The organism is Anaerocolumna cellulosilytica (assembly GCF_014218335.1).
GTDB lineage: Bacteria > Bacillota > Clostridia > Lachnospirales > Lachnospiraceae > Anaerocolumna > Anaerocolumna cellulosilytica.
Genome location: NZ_AP023367.1, coordinates 2,536,755 through 2,556,363, shown reverse-complemented (window position 1 = coordinate 2,556,363; position 19,609 = coordinate 2,536,755). Strand labels below are relative to the sequence as shown.

Sequence of the window (19,609 nt, the reverse complement as noted above, 5' to 3'; positions counted from 1 at the left end):
CTATAAATATTTAATAAACCAATTGATTAAAGAATCCCATCCCTTCTGTATGGTATCGGCTACTTTCTCAAAACCCGCTAGCCGGTTATCATATAAAATATCATCCTTTTTTTCCGTGCTATATCTACTGATAACCAGACTTTTAAAGACACCGTCATATACATCATCTGTAAGGTTTCTTTGACTGTAACCTTCCTTGCTAGGAGCTGCTTCAAGATATACACCTTTACCCTCTGTAACAGAAACTTTTAGGCGCTCGGTTACTGCCTTATTATCTATTATAACTGATATTTCGTCATTTTCCAACATAACCTTTAGAAAACGCTTGCCTGCTTCTGAAATTCCTATTTCAGGTATATATTCCTTTGCTCCTTCGATAACAGAAGCAGCCCGTCTGGCTTTTTTCTCTTTTAATTGCTCATTTAATCTTTTTGTTAGCTCCACATCACTTACGTATTTTAATTCTGTTTCCAATTCCTTAATTTCTGCTTCCAGTTTATTTTCCTCCAAGGATTGGGGTTTTATACCATCGTGTAACTCTAAATTTAATGAAAATATAGTTTTCTTTTCGCCTCCCTTATGTTTTTCATAAACATAAAGTACATTATTTTCAATGGATAAAGCCAGATACTCCTCTAATTCATCGTCGGCTCTTACATAAATCGTCTGGATTCCTGCTTTATTACCATCTAATTCGACGGATACTTCTATATTGCTATCTGTAATATTCTTCTTAAGCTTTATAAGTCCTGATTCACCCGGAAGTGAAGTTAATGCTATGGTATCTTTTATAAATTCCGGTTGCCCTTTTAGGGTATCCCAGGAATTATTTCTATCTTCATCCCCGGTTACAAATGCTACCTCCTCTCCTGTATCATCCTGAATTCTCATAAGCAGATGATTCGTATACCAATAGGACTGAGGCTGCATTCTAGTTAAATCATATATAGATGCCTGGGAAGTATTCAGGCTGTCTCCCTCCCGGTTGAAATTCATTTGGAACAACTTTTGCATCCATTTGAAGTTTTCAGCACTTACCTTATCATTCGATCCGAATTGTCCCGTATTCGAATGCATTAGAATATACATGTCAGGAACTTTACCCAGTTCCCTTTTGTAAATATCTTCAATGCTATTGTAATCCCAGCCGATTCTTTCCTGCATTTGGGAGTAAGTTTCCATAGGTATACCGGAAGCATCACGTATATAATCCATTAGATAATGGTTATAATTTCGGTCAAGATAACCTGATACCAACTGGAATTTATAAGTGTTTAACTGGTTCAGGAAGTTATCATGCCTGTCAAATACATTAATATAGGAGAGTCGGTAGCCATTTGTGCCAAACTCCCAGAAAGTAGACTTTTCCAACTCCTTTAAATCCTTTGCCTTTAAAAATTTAGAGTCTTCTAATGTGAGGTTTTGAGCGTAAGTCAAAATAGTGGCTTTCATGTTGTATTTTTCCATAATCTTTTGTGCAAAGATTCCGGTATCTCTTCTGCCATCTTCAAAAATTAGAAAAAGAGCTTTCTTAGGAAGAGGTCTCCCTGCTGTATAATAATTAATAATATCCTGTTGACTAATAGTGACATAACCGGATGCAGTAAGAGCTTTCAGATGCTCTTCCAGACGTTTAGTACTAATTAATGTTTTGTTTCCTGTACGATCAACACCAAAATATGAAACTGCAATAAAACCCTGTTCTGTCTGTAGGTTCCTATCTTCTGAAACAGGAAAATACCCTCTTGAGGGCAAAAGTGCCCTTATGATAACAATGAGAATTGTTAGTAACACAATTCCCTCAACTATGCTGCGGATTGCTTTCCGCCTGTCTTTTTTTTGAGGTGAAAATTTCCTTCCCTTCATTTAAAGCAGCTCCTTTATCTCAGGTTCTTTCATCCCTTTATCAAAGTCAATGATTGCAATAATATAGTAATCACTACACTATTATTATAGTAGTCGGTTATTATCTTGTTCCCTATTTAAACATATTACTACTACTATTTTTGCATGTAAATAAATCTACCTTTTTTTCTTTGCCTGTTTTTGAAGCACTTCATCTCTTTTTTCAGCTTTCCGCTTTTCTTCTTTTAAATCCTCCGGTGTCATCCTTGTTCCCCAGGTCGATTTCCAGAAAGTCACCCATGCAACGGGCATCTGCCAGAGCAGTACAGCCTCGTAATAGATACAAAAAAGCATGCCAAATAACCAGGTTGTACTCTTACGGTAAAATAACTGGGTAAAGCTCATTAATAGAGACATCATTAATAGGCCCACTAAAAATGTAGTTGGAAATACCCTATGCATTACAGGTACATATATGAGATTATAAAGTACAACTACAGGAGCAGCAATGGGAACTACAAGCCCCATATAAAAGAAAAGAGAGGTAAACGGTTCTTTCTTCCAGATGAAACTGCCGGCAATAATGGATTCTCTAAGCCAAGACCTTTTCCAGCGCATCTGCTGTTTAAGAAATGTCTTATAGGAATTAGGTACAATGGTATAACAGACTGCTGAATCCTGATAGCTTGTACGATACTTCTTTAAAATGAAATTAGTAAGACTCCTGTCATCGCCGAAGGTTGCTTTTTGTCCCAAAAACTTTTGGTTTAACCAGTCTTTCATATTAAGCAGCACTAAATCTTTCCGATAGCAGGATAAGGGGCCGGAAAGGCAGGTTACCGCATCAAAATAGGCTTCTGCTGACTTCATGATACGAAAGGCAATGTAATAACGAACCGATTGCATTTTTGTTAATGCATTGGTATAGGTATTGGCCACATCTGTCCGACCCGATACGCCTCCCATTTTAGGATCCTGAAATGGCTGTACCAGATTTCTAATGGCATATGGGTCTAAAAAGCTGTCAGAATCTACGAATACCACAAGCTCATGTTTTGCCATAAGTGCTCCTCTAGCCAGTGCCTCTCTTTTTCCTCCATTTTCTTCCTGTACCGCATATCTAAGCCGCTCTTCGGTCTTAAATCGTCCGGCTTGTTTATGAAGCTTTTCCACCGCCACTTTGATTGCCTCTACCGAATTATCATTCGAACAATCATCAACTACAATGACTTCCAGCTTATCAATTGGATAGTCCTGATTCATACAACTGTTTATGGTTCGTTCGATCCATTTCTCTTCATTAAAACAAGGAATAATAATCGTTACTCCCGGTGTGAATTCTGTATTTATTTCCATGGGTTTATACAATGCCCCGAATAAATATCTGCTCAGTAAAAAGGTAGCTGCAATGATACTGTATAAATAAAGATACTTATTAAATTTAAAATATAAGATACTCTCTGCTCTCATAAGCAGGATAAATACAGTAATAAATAAAAGCAGCAGACTTGACATAAGTAGTACTACTCTGCCCTTTTTTCTACTGGCATACTGTGCCAGAGTGGTCAGGAATTCAAAGGCACAATAGCACGAAGCATCTTCTGCTATCCAGGAACGTGCTACAATTGCAGGAACTTGAACCTTCATTTCATAGCCTTCCGGCATGGTCCCAGGTAGAATTTCAAATCTTAATATAATCTTTTTGGCTTCGTTTATTTCAAGAAGCTGTTGTTTTTCCTTTAACTTAATTAAAATCCCGGTGGTAGATATATCTTCCCCAATTCCCTCTATTTTTACCTTGTTTCCATTTTTCTGAATATACGTTAGTTCAACCGCATAATTTACTTGATATCGCACCCCTAACTGCTTACTTTGGATATACGCCTGCATATTCGTATCTTCATTTTCCAGAGTCTTTTTACCCCTGCGGTCTATATTCGTCCGCAGAGCTTCTTTGTCCGGTACATCAGAAAGCAGTCTTCTATCTTTTAAAGGTGCCAATAAAATATCTTCTGTTTCTACCTCTCTTTTTATCTTCCATTGTTTGAGTAGTTCCATAGCTCTCATAGCCCCTTTGTATGATTAATCCAAACTTTAATTACCCGAAGCTTGCTCGTATCCGTTCTTTAAGTAATCGCTTAATTTAGCAAAGCGATATCCTTTTTTTATATAATAAGGAATAACTGCATCCAGTGCTTCCGGCGTATACCTGGCATCCTCCGACATATGCATAACTACTATGCTGCCGGATTCAATGCGTAAAATAGATTCCTCAGGCGTATCCTCTGTTACCCACTGGCTGGCATCATCCTCATTAATACCGTATTTTAGTTTGTGAATTAGTTCTTCTGCACTGGCTGCCTCATAGTCGTGGGTGCTAAAATCTCCGTTTATTATATAATCGTAACCACTGTCAAATACTGTTTCAAGACCTAATTTACTTACAGCCAGAGTCGGTGGTCTAAATAGTAATTTTAAATTTCCCGTATCTCCGATATATCTAGACATTTCCTGATGAGCAGTCAATATATCCTGCTGCAACAGTTCCTTTTCCGCCTGGGAGGTAATATCTACCTTCATATGACGAAATGTATGGTTTCCTATATCATGTCCCTCCAGTGCAATCGCTCTTAACAAGTTTGGATTTGTAAAGTCACTGTCAAAGGACATCTTTTCATTACCTACCCTTACAAAAAAGCTGGCTTCTACATTGTATTTTTTTAAGACATTCAGTAACTTAGTTATATTATCGTCATAGCCCCAGTCATCAAAGGTAAGAAATATTACTTTTTCACCCTTTGTATCTATCTTTCCTGTAGTATCTATTCTCTTAATCTCCTCCTCGGTCAATCCGTGAAGAACTTCACTGGAATCAATAAAAGGGTTTCCAATATAATGTGTAAAAAGCTTCTTTAGAAGGTTATTCTCTGGGTAACCATAGGCTTTCTTAACCAAGTTACCCCCTATTGCATCTGTTCTGGATCTTGCTTCATATACTAAATTACTCTCAGCCAGAGTTGCCACGGAAACTATATCATAGGTTGCATTTTTCACCAATTTTGTCCCCGTCTGATATACTAGTTTTTCAATTTGATTTTTATTCGTTAAATAATCCAATCGAAAGTATACAATATCTCCCCGATAAAGTGCAGACATATTGGAATAGTATTTACTAATAATTTCCTCCGCTGAAAGGTTTTGATATGCCTTAGTCATGGTACTTCTGTTATAAGTAATAACCTTTTCATACCCTAATGCCTTAGCAGCTTCTAACACATTGCCGCCGGCATCTGCATACATAGGCATGTAATACTTATTAACGGTGTCATCGTAAGCATCCCCCAGATAAGCCTTTAAATATCTCTCACCCATATCAATTTCATAACTAATCTCTTCATAACTGAGGGAACTTGGATTGCTTGAGTTCATGCCGTAACCACCGTTGGCGATATCCTGTCCGTATTTTACGATTTCATCTATATTACTTTCGTATTTCATGATTTCCTTGCCGGTTACAAAAAAGGTTCCCTTGGCATTTAATCTATCAAGCTCCTTCAATACCTTTAGCAAAGATTCTCGGTTAGAGATATCCCGGAATACAAAGGAAACTGCCGGCTGGGTTGTGTAAAGATTGGTTAATTGTACCGCTGTTTTTCCCTGATTATGCTTTCTCATCCCTGCATAATTATCCGGAGATTTATCAACTTGGTAGGGATCTGTATCCTCTTCTTTTACGGGTTCCTCGGGCTTAGGTGTAATGGTAATCTCTTTGTCCGGCTTTTTGCCACCGTTGCCTTTAGAACCTCCTGTTTTTGAGGGAACCGGTTTACTATTTGATGAAGGAAGTACAAAGGGGTTTGTAAGCATGTCCTTTACTAAAGCTACTGTTTTTGATGAGTTTTCCAGTAATTCATACGTCTTTGTAACGACTTTTACGATATCGTTATGATAATCCAACCTAAAAAACAGAATATCCCCCTGTCGGAAACCGTTCTTAAAATAGATTAATAAACTATGAAGCGTACTTCTATCTTCTGTAACCGGATTTTTACTATAAGTAATTACCTTATAACCCAAAGCAGACGCTGCTTCCCTGACTTTATCATTATATTTTCCATACACCGGCATAAAAAGCTTGGTATTAATATTATATTTATCTTTTAACAATACATCTGTTTTGTATATTTCAAAGACTGCCTTTTCAAAAGCAGCATCTTCTAAAGAGGCACCGCTTAAACCTCCGTTACCAACCTGATGCCCATCCTTTATGATTGCTTCAATTCTCTCCGGATAGTTAAGTATTTCTTCTCCTGTCACAAAAAAAGTTGCCTTTAAATCCTTCTCTTTTAAGAGACCTAACATTTTTGTAACTTTCTCTTCATCACTTATACCTCGAAAGGTCAATGCTACGGAAGGCAAAGCGGTATTCATATTTTTATAAACCTTAGCAAGCTTACCTTTGTTCAGGTTTCTTAACTGGGTAAAATCGAATGTATAATCCATGTCCCTATAAAGATTTAATTCATCAACTGCTACAAAAGAATAGTTTTCCACTGCCATAGCCTGTAGCAGGTATTCAACATTTTGTAAAAAAGCAGTATCCTTATTAACTGGAGTCATGTCCTTGGTTTCAATGGTTGGCTCCTTATCAATTGCAGGTTTTTCTTCTTCTGATTTTTTAGAATTATCATATTCAGATTCATCCAAAGAACTATCTGTTTTAAAGGATATAACGGCACCTCTTTTGATACCTTTTAAGAATTCTAAAGCAGTCTTTTTATTTGAGAAACTTTGATAGTTCAGATAATAATCACTTTTTACTACCTGTTTTAAACCACTTGCGTAAGCCGCGTACAGAAAATCATCCGTGTATTCTGTTACATTGGCTTTTAACACTTCTGGAGCCCCTCCCGTAATATCTAAAAGGATGCGATTTGTCTTAACAAAATCTTCTACCAGTTCTTCTTTTGTTAGCTCCTCCAGATACTTTCTGGCGGATAAGGTATAGTTGCCTATGGTTTGTCCACTTTCAGAAAGAAGCCTTACCATATCAGAATCTTCTGCCGCAGGTATACCAGGCAGGAAAAATACTGCTTTTACATCATATTTATTAAGAAGAGAGATTAGCTTTTCTCCCGTCTCCTGTGTAAGCATTCCGTCAAAAGTAAGAGCAGCCACCTTTTCAAACGTATTTATGCTGCCTATAACTTCCGCTTTTCCGTCTTTGTCTTCAAGGCTTAAAAGAGCCTTTTTTATATCACTCGCAGAGTCGTATAATGTCTGTGTTCCATTTACTGTCTGTGACTCTTTATCCCTTCCATAGAAAAACAGGAAGTAGACCAATGCACCACCGGCTATGACAATGAAAGCTATATTCAGTAAAATACGTTTTTTATAACGATTCATTTTAAACTCCCATCTGTGTGCTTTAGCACACATGCAAATCAAGATGTTGAAAAAATATCTTATCGTTTTTTCAACCTAAACTCCCATCTGTGTGCCCTAGCACACATACAAATCAAGATGTTGAAAAAAATATCTTATCGTTTTTTCAACCTAAACTCCCATCTGTGTGCCCTAGCACACATACAAATCAAGATGTTGAAAAAATATCTTATCGTTTTTTCAACCTGACTTCCATCTGTGTGCTTTGCGCTTGCACACGTATAAATCAGAATTAACCTAATAACCATTCTCTTCCTTTTGCAACCTATACATAGCTTCTACAGTCGCCAGTATCGGAATCCGGCATTCACTGCTTCATACCTGTCAAAAATTCCTTTTACATCAATTAATACTTTCTCCTGTCCTTCACAAGAATCAAACATATGCTCTACATTTTTTAGTGTAATCCCTTTAAATGCATCATGACCTACTGTAAAAACAACACAATCCATATCACTAACCTCTGCTATTTCAAGAGGTCTTATCCCATAGATTCTTTCGATTGTATCCGGCTCCGCAACAGGATCAACAATCACAGGCTGTATACCGTAAACCTTTAAGAAATTAACAATATCCTCTACTTTAGAGTTCCTGACATCCGAGCAATTTTCTTTGAATGTAATTCCAAGGATTGCCACTTTTGCCCTTTTAACGTTTTTATCCGCAAGAATCAATTGTTTAATGATAGTATCTGCAACAAATTCTGCCATTCCGTCATTTATTTTTCTGCCGGATAAAATAATTTGAGAGTGATATCCAAGCTTCTGAGCTTCATATATAAAATAATAAGGATCAACTCCTATACAATGCCCGCCAACAAGGCCGGGATAAAACCCTAATGCATTCCATTTGCTATTCATTGCTTCAATGACTTCCCGTGTATCTATCTCCATCCGGTCAAATACCATAGCAAGCTCATTGACAAATGCAATATTAATGTCTCTTTGGCTATTTTCAGCCACTTTTGCTGCTTCAGCTACTTTTATACTACTTACCTTGTGAACGCCTGCCTCTACAATCATTTCATATATACCGGCTATAATATCCAGGCTTTCACTATCCATACCGGATACAATTTTTCTTATATTTTCTAATTTATGAACCTTGTCACCGGGATTAATACGCTCAGGTGAATACCCTACCTTGAAATCGACACCACATATTAAACCGGATTCTTTTTCCAATACAGGGATGCAGATATCCTCTGTGACACCTGGATATACCGTAGATTCATATACCACAATGGAACCCTTTTTTAATTCTTTTCCTACCATTTTTGAAGCAGTAATAACAGGTTCCAAATCAGGGGTTTTGTCAGCATTTACAGGAGTAGGTACAACAATAACCAAAAACTTTCCTTCGCCGATTCGACTAATGTCATCTGTAAATTCTACTGTCGTCTCCTGAATTACTTCATCGCCTAATTCCTGCGTAGGATCCACACCAAGCTTTAATTTTGAAACTTTATCCTGGTTAATATCAAAACCTATCACCTCTGCTTTCTTTGCAAATGCAACAGCTAAAGGCAATCCTACATAACCTAAACCGATTACCGTAATCTTTTCCTTCCTGTCCTGAATCCTTTGTATAAAATTCATGAGTCACCCTTCCCTACATACCAAATTTTTGCCGGTATCCACACTTTTTGCAAAGTTCTTCTGCTGCTATACGTTTTGAAAAACCGTCATATATAGTCTTTGCTCTCTTACTTTCTATTATTTCACCAAATATGTTATCCTTTAAATTACCAAGATTTATAATTCCTTCGCCATCGAGACAACAGGGAATTACTGTTCCGTCCACGAGTATTGCCGCCTGATTTCTTAACCCATGGCAAAAACCAATTCCGGCATCTTCTTTTTCGGTTAGTGCCGGCCAGCGGAATTCAAAATCTTGATTGATGTAAACCTTATCCTTTATCTTTAGACCTCTTCCGGGTATAACCTGTTGTTTTATTTCATAATCCAGTCCATAATGTGCTTCAATTGCTCTTAACATAGCCCGGTTCTTACAGTTAAGTTCAGTATCTGGGTTCTGATTCAGATTCCAAAACCTGTATGAAATAAATGTGCCCATATGCCTTTGCAACCTATCGGAACTTTCTAAAATATCCTCTATATAATCTTGGCAAGCTATGCCCTCTTTTCCACCAAAACTGTGAATAGAAAAGTTAATCTGCCGTAAAGCAGATTTATACAGCAGGTGCTCCGTTGCCCTTTTTATAAGAGTTCCATTGGTTGTAATATTTACATAAAAACCATTCTTTCCAGCTATAGCAAGGAAATCTCCTATCCTCTCGTGCAAAAGAGGTTCACCCTTTACATGAAGATAGATATAATCTGTGTAAGGTTTTATTTGTTTTAATATTTGTTCAAAAAATTCTTCCTTCATAAATTCACCCTGACGTTTGGTCTGAGGACAAAAACTGCAGGATAAATTACATGCATTGGTTATTTCTATATAAATTTTTTTAAATCTTTTCATTCCTTTAAATATCCTTATAATAATATTTTTGCTGCTTTCACATACTGGGTATCTGTGAATTCTCTATCCCCCTACCATTTCCTTGACACAGGGCATAAGACCGAATACCATTAAAGATCAAGAGCTGTTATATTATAGCATATTTTCATATGGTTTTTTGTAATTTTAATAGGTCTATAGTCCTATTTTTGTTGCTCGAATTAAGATTATCAAATTTTACAATCTTTTTCAACCCATTTTTCAAATTCCCAATGAAATACTTCAATTGGTTTTAAAATGAATGAATGCAATTTTTTATGGTATTTATTTCCTGAATAACCTTTGCTGGTAGCTGTATAATATTTATATATTGAAAGATGGGGGTGAATTCCATGTTTACAGATAAAAGATTGACACAAGCCTTTAAAAAGGCACGGGTAGAATATTTTGACAAAAATTCCAAGTACATCTTTTTTAGTGACTGTCATAGAGGTGATGATAGTATGTCTGATGAATTTGCCAGAAATCAGCAGTTATTTATTCATGCTTTGGATTACTATTATAATAACGGCTATGTTTATGTTGAGGTAGGGGATGGGGATGAACTTTGGGAATATCCTAACTTTAAGCACATCAGGCTGGCCCATAGTGACGTATTTTTAGAACTTAAAAAATTTAATAATGAAAATCGTCTGATTATCTTATATGGTAATCACAATATTTATCTGCGAAATAAATTTTATGTGAAAAGAAACTATTATCAATACTATGATGAATTTAACCAGCAAATACAATCGCTTTTTAATGATATTACTCCTTATGAAGCCTTGGTACTAAAGCATAGACAAACCGGCCAGGAAATTTTTGCGGTTCACGGTCATCAAGGCGATTTAATGAATGACCAGCTCTGGGTCATATCTATGATTATGCTTCGCTATTTCTGGCGTTATCTACATGTGGTAGGCTTTCATAACCCTGCAAGTCCAGCCAAAAATTTGTACAAACGGCATAAAATTGAAAAAGCTTATAAAAAGTGGATACGAAGACACAAAAGAATGTTAATCTGCGGACATACCCACCGACCCAGATTTCCAAAGAAAAAAGAACTTCCCTATTTTAATACCGGATGCTGTATCCATTCAAAAGGCTTAACAGGTATTGAAATATTGGATGGCAAAATTCTTATGGTGGATTGGAGAATCAAAGCCGATGAAGCAGGTGCCCTTCATGTAGTCCGAACGGTTGTAAGAGGTCCGGAAGATATATCAAAATACGCAATGCTTAAATTTCCTTCTTAGAAGGTATTGCCTGAATTAAGAAGCGGCTTCTATTTTATTATGATGCTGTATACTATAACCTTCAATTCTTGAACTGACAAAAGCTACAAAAGGAACTGTAAGTACAATACCAATGCTTCCGGCGATTCCCTTTATGATTTCAATGGCAATAATATCAGTATTTATTAATTGTGAGTAAGGAATTCCATAAGAATAAATCATTAGTAACAGGTTAAGCGAAGAACCGGTAAAAGCTAATATTAAAGTATTTGCCATTGTACCCATTGCATCTTTTCCAATGTTCATACCGGAATGAAATAGCTCTGCCCTACTCAGCGTATGATTCACTTCCTGCAGTTCATGAATGGAAGAAGCTATACTCATAGCCACATCCATAACCGCCCCAAGGGATGCTATCAGTACTCCGCATACCAACAGGTTTTTGATTTTTATCCCTTCTGTTCCGGCAATTAAGAGCAGAGATTCTGCTTCCTCCATCTGAAAACCGGAGATGTGACCAATCATTCCTGCCACATAAGCAAAACCACCTGATACGACTACACCAGCTATCGTTCCTGCTGCTGCAGCTATTGTCTTTTTGTTAATACCGTCTAAAAGAATAAAAGAAATAATGGTTGTTACTATAATTAATAAAAGGGTAATTGGTACAGCCGGGTGCCCTTTTATTAATAAAGGTAACAGAATCCTTATTACTGCCAGTAATGTAAATAAAAGTCCCAATAAAGCCATCAGTCCTTTTTTACCGCCAATTACGCATAAAACTAAAATAAACAGGACCACAAACCCATATAAAACCGTTGTCCTGTCATAATTATATATGGAATAATTGGTACCTTCTTCGTACATCGTAGCACGTAGAACGAGTTTCGTCCCTTCCTTTGCATAGATATTGTATAGTGCACTTAAATAATTATCCAAGGCTATAATTTTACCCTTATCAGGTCCTTCTGTAATTTTTATCAATAGTTTCTGGCTACCTCTTCTAACGCCTTCTGTCGCTTCATCCACAACCGTAGTATCTTCCTGTACCTGCATTACTTTTCCTTTATAATAAACAACACCTTTTTCACCATTCTGCATTGCCTCATTCGGTATTATGAATCCGGCAGCAATTATTATAATACATGCTACTGCTAATGTTATACCTTTTATCGTCTGGTCTTTCTTTCGAAAATTCTGAACATGTAAATCCAATTTAGGGGATTTACCGTATTTTTTTGTACTACTCATGCTGTATTCCTCCTCAAATGAAATGCTTAAATATAGTAATTCCACCCAAATCCGTCACATAAGATAATAGTTTTGCAATCGGCTAAAGTTTTTAATACAGTAGGACTGTTAATCCTATGTAACGTCTGACATAAAAGATTAACAGTCCACTGTTATTTGTAGTTATGATGCATCTAACACACCCTAAGCAGCCAGAACCTCTATTTGTTTTACAAAGCTTCCTTTTACTTTTTTATCATAAGTTTCGTCTTATAGGATTTTGTAGTTCCGTTTATTGTGATTCTTGTGGTAATGGTTACTTCACCAGCTTTTTTAGGAGTTATTAATCCTTTTTTATTAACGACTGCTGTCATAGGATTACCCGATATATAAGTTATTTCCGGAAGTTTTATATCCATGGGAAGTTTTACTCCCATATATACGGCTTTATCTATACTAAGGGTTTTAGTAGCCGGAACCTGTACCTGTTCTATGAGGGAAGCCACAATTGCTTTATCCGGTTTCTCCGGTAAAATAACATAGGCTGAACAATGACTGATATTAAACGTTATATAACCATTTTTATCGACTACTGCCTCTACTTTACTACTCTCATCTAAACGGGATAGATTTTTCCGTTTTGTTCCATACTTGGCTTTTTCATTAAAATAATAGATATAGACTTTTTTCCCTGGCTTATAATTCTCTTGATTTCCTACATACATTGTAACTTCCGCAGTACTAGGAAGGATTCCATTGTGTAAGAAGTTTACACTCAGTCCGTTTTTACTTGTATCTCCTGTAATGTAAGGCTTTATTGTAGGATGAATTGTGGTTGCTTTTTCTAAGGAAATCAGCTTAAGTGCAACATTTATGTCTGTGATTTTTTCCTTGGAGGTTTTTAAGTTGGTTCCATTTAATTTCCAGGAATAAACCGTTCTGCCCTTTTCAAGAATAGTCAGAGTTATTGTCTTTCCTTCCTGCTTAGCTGCTTTTACAATTTCTTTCTGTAGATTTATCACACGAATATTTGCCCGGTCTGAATTAAGTATCAGTTCCGGCAGGTTTAACTGTATATCAATTTCGTTTACTGCCTGCTCCTTTATTCGTTTCATGGTTTCTTTTACAGGGAGTTTCAAGGTAATCTCAAGTGGTACATCCCTTGTGGCATTTAACAAAGCAGTAGTTAAAGCAGCCTCCGGTACTACCGCCTTTATAATCCTAGCCTCATCCTTTTTCACGGTCAGACTACCTAACGCAACATATGCCTCCGCTTTTGTTAAGACCATCTTACTATCATAAACTCGAACCGCCAGTACCTTTGTACCTGCCTTCTCATTCATTGTTTCAATTTCGTAACGTATTTCCTTTGTACTACCTGAAGTTAAATCACTTTTTGTAATCACCTTAGTAATTACAGTATTCCCCATGGAATCTATTGTCTTTGTGATTGTTGTTAAAATCTGGACATTGTTCTTAAAATCTCTTTCAACGGATACAGAAGTATTGCTATTATCGTTAGAATTGTTATCACTATCCCCGCTGGTTTCGCTGCCAGGTTTAGTATTATTATCCTTAATAAGCGTTATTTCTGAACGGTCCCTGACCCTCAGCCGTTCTCCCTCAGTATCGAAGGACACCAAACCAACAGCGCTCAGTTCATTACCGGTCTTTGCAATAGTCTCCAGTGTCTGACCACCTTCTTTGGAATATTTTATGTAGCCGTCTACAAATATCCTTGCTGTTACACCGCTGTTATCTTTAATAAAGATAGTCTCAACAATATTGTTCTTATGTATTACATTCGTTACTTTTCCCTGTATTTTTACAAGCCGTCCGCCATTTTTACCATACTCCATAGCCTCCTTTGCAGTAACTGTTAATGGTTCTATGAGATTTTTAGTAGTATCCGTTACTTCCGCAGTAATCACACGCAGTTCCAAATCTCCTAAATACTCGTCCAGATACCCTGTTACTTTAACTTTTTGCCCTATCTCAATTAGTCCCTCATTAATGGGAAATATATTTATACCACCGGTCTCATCCTCAATATATATGGTGTCAAAGAATGCATTCCCGGATACAGTTCCGGCAGTAACAATTCCTTCAGCACTATAGATTTCTCCTTTGATTCCTTTTCTTACCTCCGATATATCAGAAACCGATATTTCTTTTTTAATGGTCTTAAGTACATTAAGCAGAATCGTCTTATTAGCATAAGGCAAATCCCATATATTATCTAATTCTACCTTCACTTCAAAATCTGACATAAATACTGTACCTGCAACAAATACGTTACTGCCATTAATTAAGGTTTCCCTTGCCAGACTCACTGTCTCTCCTTTATTAACAGCCGTATACCCTTCTCCAAAGGTCTTACTGTCAATTGAATAGGTAGTTGGATGCCCCTTAACTAAATATTCTGCTCTGCCCTGTAAAACGGCTGTTTCATCAAGCAATACTGTGCAACCGCTATAGGCACTATAAAGCTGACCTGCCTCTATTCCACCGATATATGCTGAGTTCGAATTAAAATCCGTCAGATACAGCCGATAGTTCTGTCCGCCATTGTTACTATCATCCACCGCTTCATCACTATTAAGCCTGGTAGTAGCACCAATACTTGTAAGTATCTTATTGATTTCTGTAGATGATTGACCGTCCGAGGTATCCTGGTAATCAGCGAGGCCACAAAGAACCAAAGTTCCTCCATTATTTACGTATTCTGTAACAAGTTCTATAAATTCCTGCTCAAAATGAGCGGTTTCATACGCACCGGCATTTGCAGTGCCGGATTTTTTGGCAGGTGCAGAAACAATAAGCAAATCACAATTGGATAGAATTTCTTTGGTAAATTTATCTTTAACGATATTTACTTTTATGTTTTCACTAGCTGCCATTTCCGAAAAGTTCCCCATATTCCCACCATAATAACCCGTGACATAATCATTATAATGGGTTCCGTCAACTACAACGTTTGTCACCATATTAAGATCCACAAAAGTCAGCTTTAGAACACTTTGATAAACCTTGGGAATTCCGGCAAGACTTCCTTTTAATATAACATGTATAGTGATTGTACCAGCTTCCGGATATATATAAGAGAAGCTATAGGCACCGGTTTTGTACGCCTCTAGCCTAGTTAGGCCTGCCTTTTCAAGATCTACACTGTGAATTACTTGATTATTAACCGTATACTCTATTGAATCAATTATGAAATCCTCCGTCTCATTGTTAAATATATCAATATTTATCGGCAGAGACTCCCCTTTTACCGGCAATACAGCAGTGGTATTCATGGAAGAAATCCCAACTGCCTCTACCTCTTTTATCCACACCGGTGCTGTTACAGCAATATTTTTATCCGGTTGAGTAATTCTTATATAATAATAAGAATAGTTTGCGGGAAGTTTAAATTCAACTGTTCCCTGGTTTGTAGCTACCGTTTCCTGTGCTATGCTAAGTCCGCCATTCACGATAACCTCTACTTTTCCAATGGCTGCGTCAGTAGGATCATTCATTATTACCTTAATATTTACTAAATCCGGTACTGTATCCAGTATAGTTCCCATGATTTCACCGTTTAGGGTATACTGTATCTCCAAGTCATTGTCCTCTGATGCATATACCCGCATATTTCTCATTGCATCATAAAGATTTTCCTGCGTCAGGCTGTCTGCTAATACAACTGTCCTTGCAGTATTAGAATCTCCCCAGTAGCCTTTATGATTATCCTGATTATTGGTTGGAGCCACATGCCAGCCCTTATCAAGTGCACGGGTGTAATACTCATAAGAAGGAAAATAACCAGAGCTGCCAATTGCACCTTCACCATTTCCAACCTCTATTAAGGTAATTAATTCATCGATTTCTTTGTCATAATGAGCGAAGTCACTGAAATCACCAAAGGTTGTACCCGGATGATTAAACTGACTGATGGAACCTGTCTCTGTCTTTAATGCAGCATAATAATTACCTAATGCGGTAGAATACGTACTATACTGCGGCTGTGTACGGCTTTGAAAGCCCGGAGTATTAAATGTATTTATATGTCCCAAGCCATTGGACCAGGTCATTTCATAACCGTAGATGCCTACAAAAGTATCATCGGTATAGTTTTCTGCCAGCCTATGCCCTTCTACCCATTCGGTACTCATACTGCCGTCTGAGATAGTAGCTGCCGCAGCATTATCAAAGGAATTAGAATGATCCGTTACTGCCAAAAAATCAATCTGTTCTGCCGTATTTTTAGCGTATTTAAAAGCCTGGTCACAGGTACCTGCTCCGTCGGAATAATCCGTATGGGAATGTAATTGTCCAAAATATAAATTGTAGTCCTCATTTAACCGCTGCGTGTAGGAAAAAGTACTATTCTCACTGTCCTTATAACCAGTTTTTTGGGCTTTTGCTAGTATTACGGTTGGGAATTTATCTAATGAAATCTTATTGTCTTTATTATAAGTAAGCCAATTAGAACCACCATCTAAAGAATACGAAATCTCCGCACCTTCCGTTGCCGTTGTCAGGGTTACTTTAGTTCCAAGGGGTCTTGCACCTCCGTTCGGGTCTGCTTTCACCGATGCGGTTTGTGCTTGCGTATATGTTTTAATGATAGAAAGGCTGTCCTTTAGGCCTTCCTTTTTCCCATATACAGTTACGGTAACCGGTAGTTCTGTTAATATAGGCTTATTTATGTTATCATATTTACTATAATTGGTTCCGTCAAAGGAGTAATAAAGCTCTGCCCCCTCTGTCCCAGAAGAAAGAGTTAATTCTTCTCCCTGACGTATCTGCTCATCCCCAGGACGAATGACAGGATAACCAACAATGCTATCAGAAACCACAGGGTTTCCCATCACAGTAACTTCACTAAGGTAATTGGTTCCACTGCTGCCAATGGCCCCATTATTAATTGATATGTCATCCGCCACCTGTAACCGGATATATAGACTTTCTTTATGATTAACTCCACTTGGTAAGGTGACCGTGAAACTTTCCCATTTATTTGCTCCCGTTATGGAAAAAGATGCTGTATTAGCCTGAATCCATGTATTACCATCCGTACTATATAGTACATTAAAATTTTTCGGTCCGGTGCTAGATCCTTTCATGGAATAAGAAAACTGTAAGTTCCCATAATAAATAGAAGATAGTTCTATCTGATAATAAGAACCTGCTCTGCTTCCCTTCGTTCCCAGAAAATAACTTGTTACTCCCCCGCTGGTAGTCGTTAACTGTGGTTTTTCACCAGAAGAATGGATTAAGTTTACGGAGGTGTTCAAATAATCATTGGCGGTATATTTATCTCCATAAACTACGACTCCCGGCAGTTCACTCGTTCCTGCAAAGGATGCCGCTTTTAAATTCAGAGACGTATCAAGTAGGTAGCCGTCTTTTACTTTAGCCACATAATCTGTCGCAGCTCCGTTGCGAAGCTGATACGTTGAATTGTATTTTGACCATGCCGCATGCAGGCTTATGGTATCGCCTTCCTTAATACCCTCTGGTAATAAGGCTCCTTTAAATAAATCTACACTTCCGGTAGAATCTGTTATTGTAGTGTTCCCGGAAGAATTATAGACTCCTATAACCGCATCTTTAATCAATATGTATTCAGAAAGATACGTATCTCCTCCTGCTTTTAATTCCGCTATGGTTTTAACTTGCGGTTTAAAAGGTTCAGCCTTGGCTACCACCTTCACCTCTGTTATACCGGACAACTGTCTGACATTATTATAGTCGCCAACAATACCAGTAACTGTCACTATATCACCTACAGTATATACATTGCCGGTGTCATATACCTGTAAACCAATGATTTCCCCCTCGATAACATCCTGTAGCACAACGGTATTAATACTATTGGCTCCGTTGTATACATTACCATATCTAAAAGCTACCTGTCCTACAACCGTAACCGATGTATTCTTCGTAAGTCCATAAACTGTGTCAATGGTGAAAGCTCCAAGGCTGTCCGCCAGCTCTCTAGGAATTGGATCCATAACCGTACCGGGCAGTTCCTTTTCGTTGGTGTAATAATAATAAGTCGAATATATACTTTTGATTCCATTCAGTTCTGCATAAGTTTCTATCGTAAAATCTGTATTCGATTTATCCGCCCCATACTCTGACAAGGTAAATGGTTCTGTATAGTTTCTAAAAGAACCGCTATTCACAGCATAACGAATTGCCCCGCCGGTTACGATAGCACCGCCGGTTACAACGCTTGGCGAGTATAATTCAATGAATGCATCCTTATCAACTACAGAATTACTTTCATAGTTAGCCGTAACCGGCTCTACAGTAACCGGTTCATAACCCTCAAGTCTGATACCAGACAGGGTTATATTACCTATATTATTCACTCCACCTGCCTGTATCTTTTCTGTCTGCGAAAAATTGCCTGTCCCTGCGCGGCAGGAAATATCACTTGTTGTAACCATTCTAAGATACAACTGATCACCGCTTAAACCCAAGGGTAAGTCAAAGGAGTATACTGCTGAATTGGAATCGGTAACCGCGTATGCTCCCCCTCCAACATCAATCCACGCATTGTTATTTAAGCTGTATTGTAACTTAAAATCTCTGGGTCCTGTCCCTGAGGATCTTTGATTATATTGGATGGAGAAATTATCGTAGCCGGTTGTCCTAAAACCAAACGACCAATAATCTCCAAGTTCCCAATTCGTAGCCCTAAGCAGGGTATTTGTACTTTTGGCGTAAGCTGCATTGGTGTCAATGGTACTTCCAAGTTCCTCCTTATGATAGGGCATGGTATCGGGAATTGCTAATACCCCGTCTTCTGTATTTGCTGCGGGAGCAAATGTTAAGACCGCTATTTTTTCTTTTGTCCCAGACTCCGCCTGGGTTACCGATTGATGAAATGGTGAAATAAGAGATGTCACCAGCATCACGGTAACAAGTAATAATGACACTCTTTTACTTGTTTTTACGTGCATAAAAGCCTCCTTAATTTAGATATATTCTATACTTTATAGTATCTTAGCCAGGTTTTAGCAACATAATCTAGTTGTTAAGTTGTGGTAAAGCTTCTTTTACATCTATTGAAATGTCTACTCTATGAATGTAATAATTGTACATGTCTATTACATCATATGATTAAACATGGACTATTATTCCATATTTTTAGCTCCACCTAATCTGGTTTGCTTTCATTATTTTGTAATACTCTTATTTGTACTATTAAATGAGTCAAATTAAACATAGAATTCAAATCTTTTCCACTTAAGGGTGTAGACAGGATTACAGAAGGAATATTGACAGAATCCGTTCTTTATAATAAGATTACATATAGACTTACTAGGAAAATTATTTGGCAGAGACTCATT

The 19,609-nt window shown here is 37.5% G+C and carries 8 protein-coding genes; 1 reads left to right on the top strand and 7 read right to left on the bottom strand.

Annotated features, from left to right (window positions below; translation table 11 throughout):
• The 5 genes from acsn021_RS10370 to acsn021_RS10350 all read right to left on the bottom strand — a co-directional run bounded on the left by acsn021_RS10370 (position 1) and on the right by acsn021_RS10350 (position 9,774).
• A complete protein-coding gene (locus acsn021_RS10370; RefSeq protein ID WP_184089946.1) occupies positions 1 to 1,866 on the bottom strand; it encodes a polysaccharide deacetylase family protein in 1,866 nt (621 codons plus the stop codon).
• A 156-nt stretch (positions 1,867 to 2,022) separates the two neighbouring features.
• Positions 2,023 to 3,903, bottom strand: a complete 1,881-nt coding sequence (locus acsn021_RS10365) for a glycosyltransferase family 2 protein (RefSeq protein ID WP_243167752.1) — start codon at positions 3,901 to 3,903, stop codon at positions 2,023 to 2,025.
• 36 nt (positions 3,904 to 3,939) lie between these two features.
• The gene (locus tag acsn021_RS10360) at positions 3,940 to 7,251 is read right to left on the bottom strand and encodes a polysaccharide deacetylase family protein (protein WP_184089952.1); all 3,312 of its coding nucleotides are present in this window, start codon (positions 7,249 to 7,251) and stop codon (positions 3,940 to 3,942) included.
• 317 nt (positions 7,252 to 7,568) lie between these two features.
• Positions 7,569 to 8,888: a nucleotide sugar dehydrogenase gene (locus acsn021_RS10355; protein WP_184089955.1), complete on the bottom strand. Its 1,320-nt coding sequence runs from the start codon at positions 8,886 to 8,888 to the stop codon at positions 7,569 to 7,571.
• A 13-nt stretch (positions 8,889 to 8,901) separates the two neighbouring features.
• Entirely contained in the window at positions 8,902 to 9,774 is an 873-nt protein-coding gene (locus acsn021_RS10350; protein WP_184089958.1) for a radical SAM/SPASM domain-containing protein, read from the bottom strand.
• Between the two features lie 371 nt (positions 9,775 to 10,145).
• On the opposite strand from acsn021_RS10350, the gene acsn021_RS10345 reads away from it, so the two are divergent.
• A complete protein-coding gene (locus acsn021_RS10345; RefSeq protein WP_184089960.1) occupies positions 10,146 to 11,051 on the top strand; it encodes a metallophosphoesterase in 906 nt (301 codons plus the stop codon).
• 15 nt (positions 11,052 to 11,066) lie between these two features.
• On the opposite strand, the gene acsn021_RS10340 is transcribed toward acsn021_RS10345, so the two are convergent.
• Both acsn021_RS10340 and acsn021_RS10335 read right to left on the bottom strand, forming a co-directional pair.
• Positions 11,067 to 12,281 carry a YibE/F family protein gene (locus tag acsn021_RS10340; RefSeq protein WP_184089962.1) on the bottom strand — a complete coding sequence of 405 codons (1,215 nt, stop codon included), beginning with the start codon at positions 12,279 to 12,281 and terminating at the stop codon, positions 11,067 to 11,069.
• 224 nt (positions 12,282 to 12,505) lie between these two features.
• Positions 12,506 to 19,219: a CehA/McbA family metallohydrolase gene (locus tag acsn021_RS10335; RefSeq protein WP_184089964.1), complete on the bottom strand. Its 6,714-nt coding sequence runs from the start codon at positions 19,217 to 19,219 to the stop codon at positions 12,506 to 12,508.
• Positions 19,220 to 19,609: the final 390 nt, after the last annotated feature.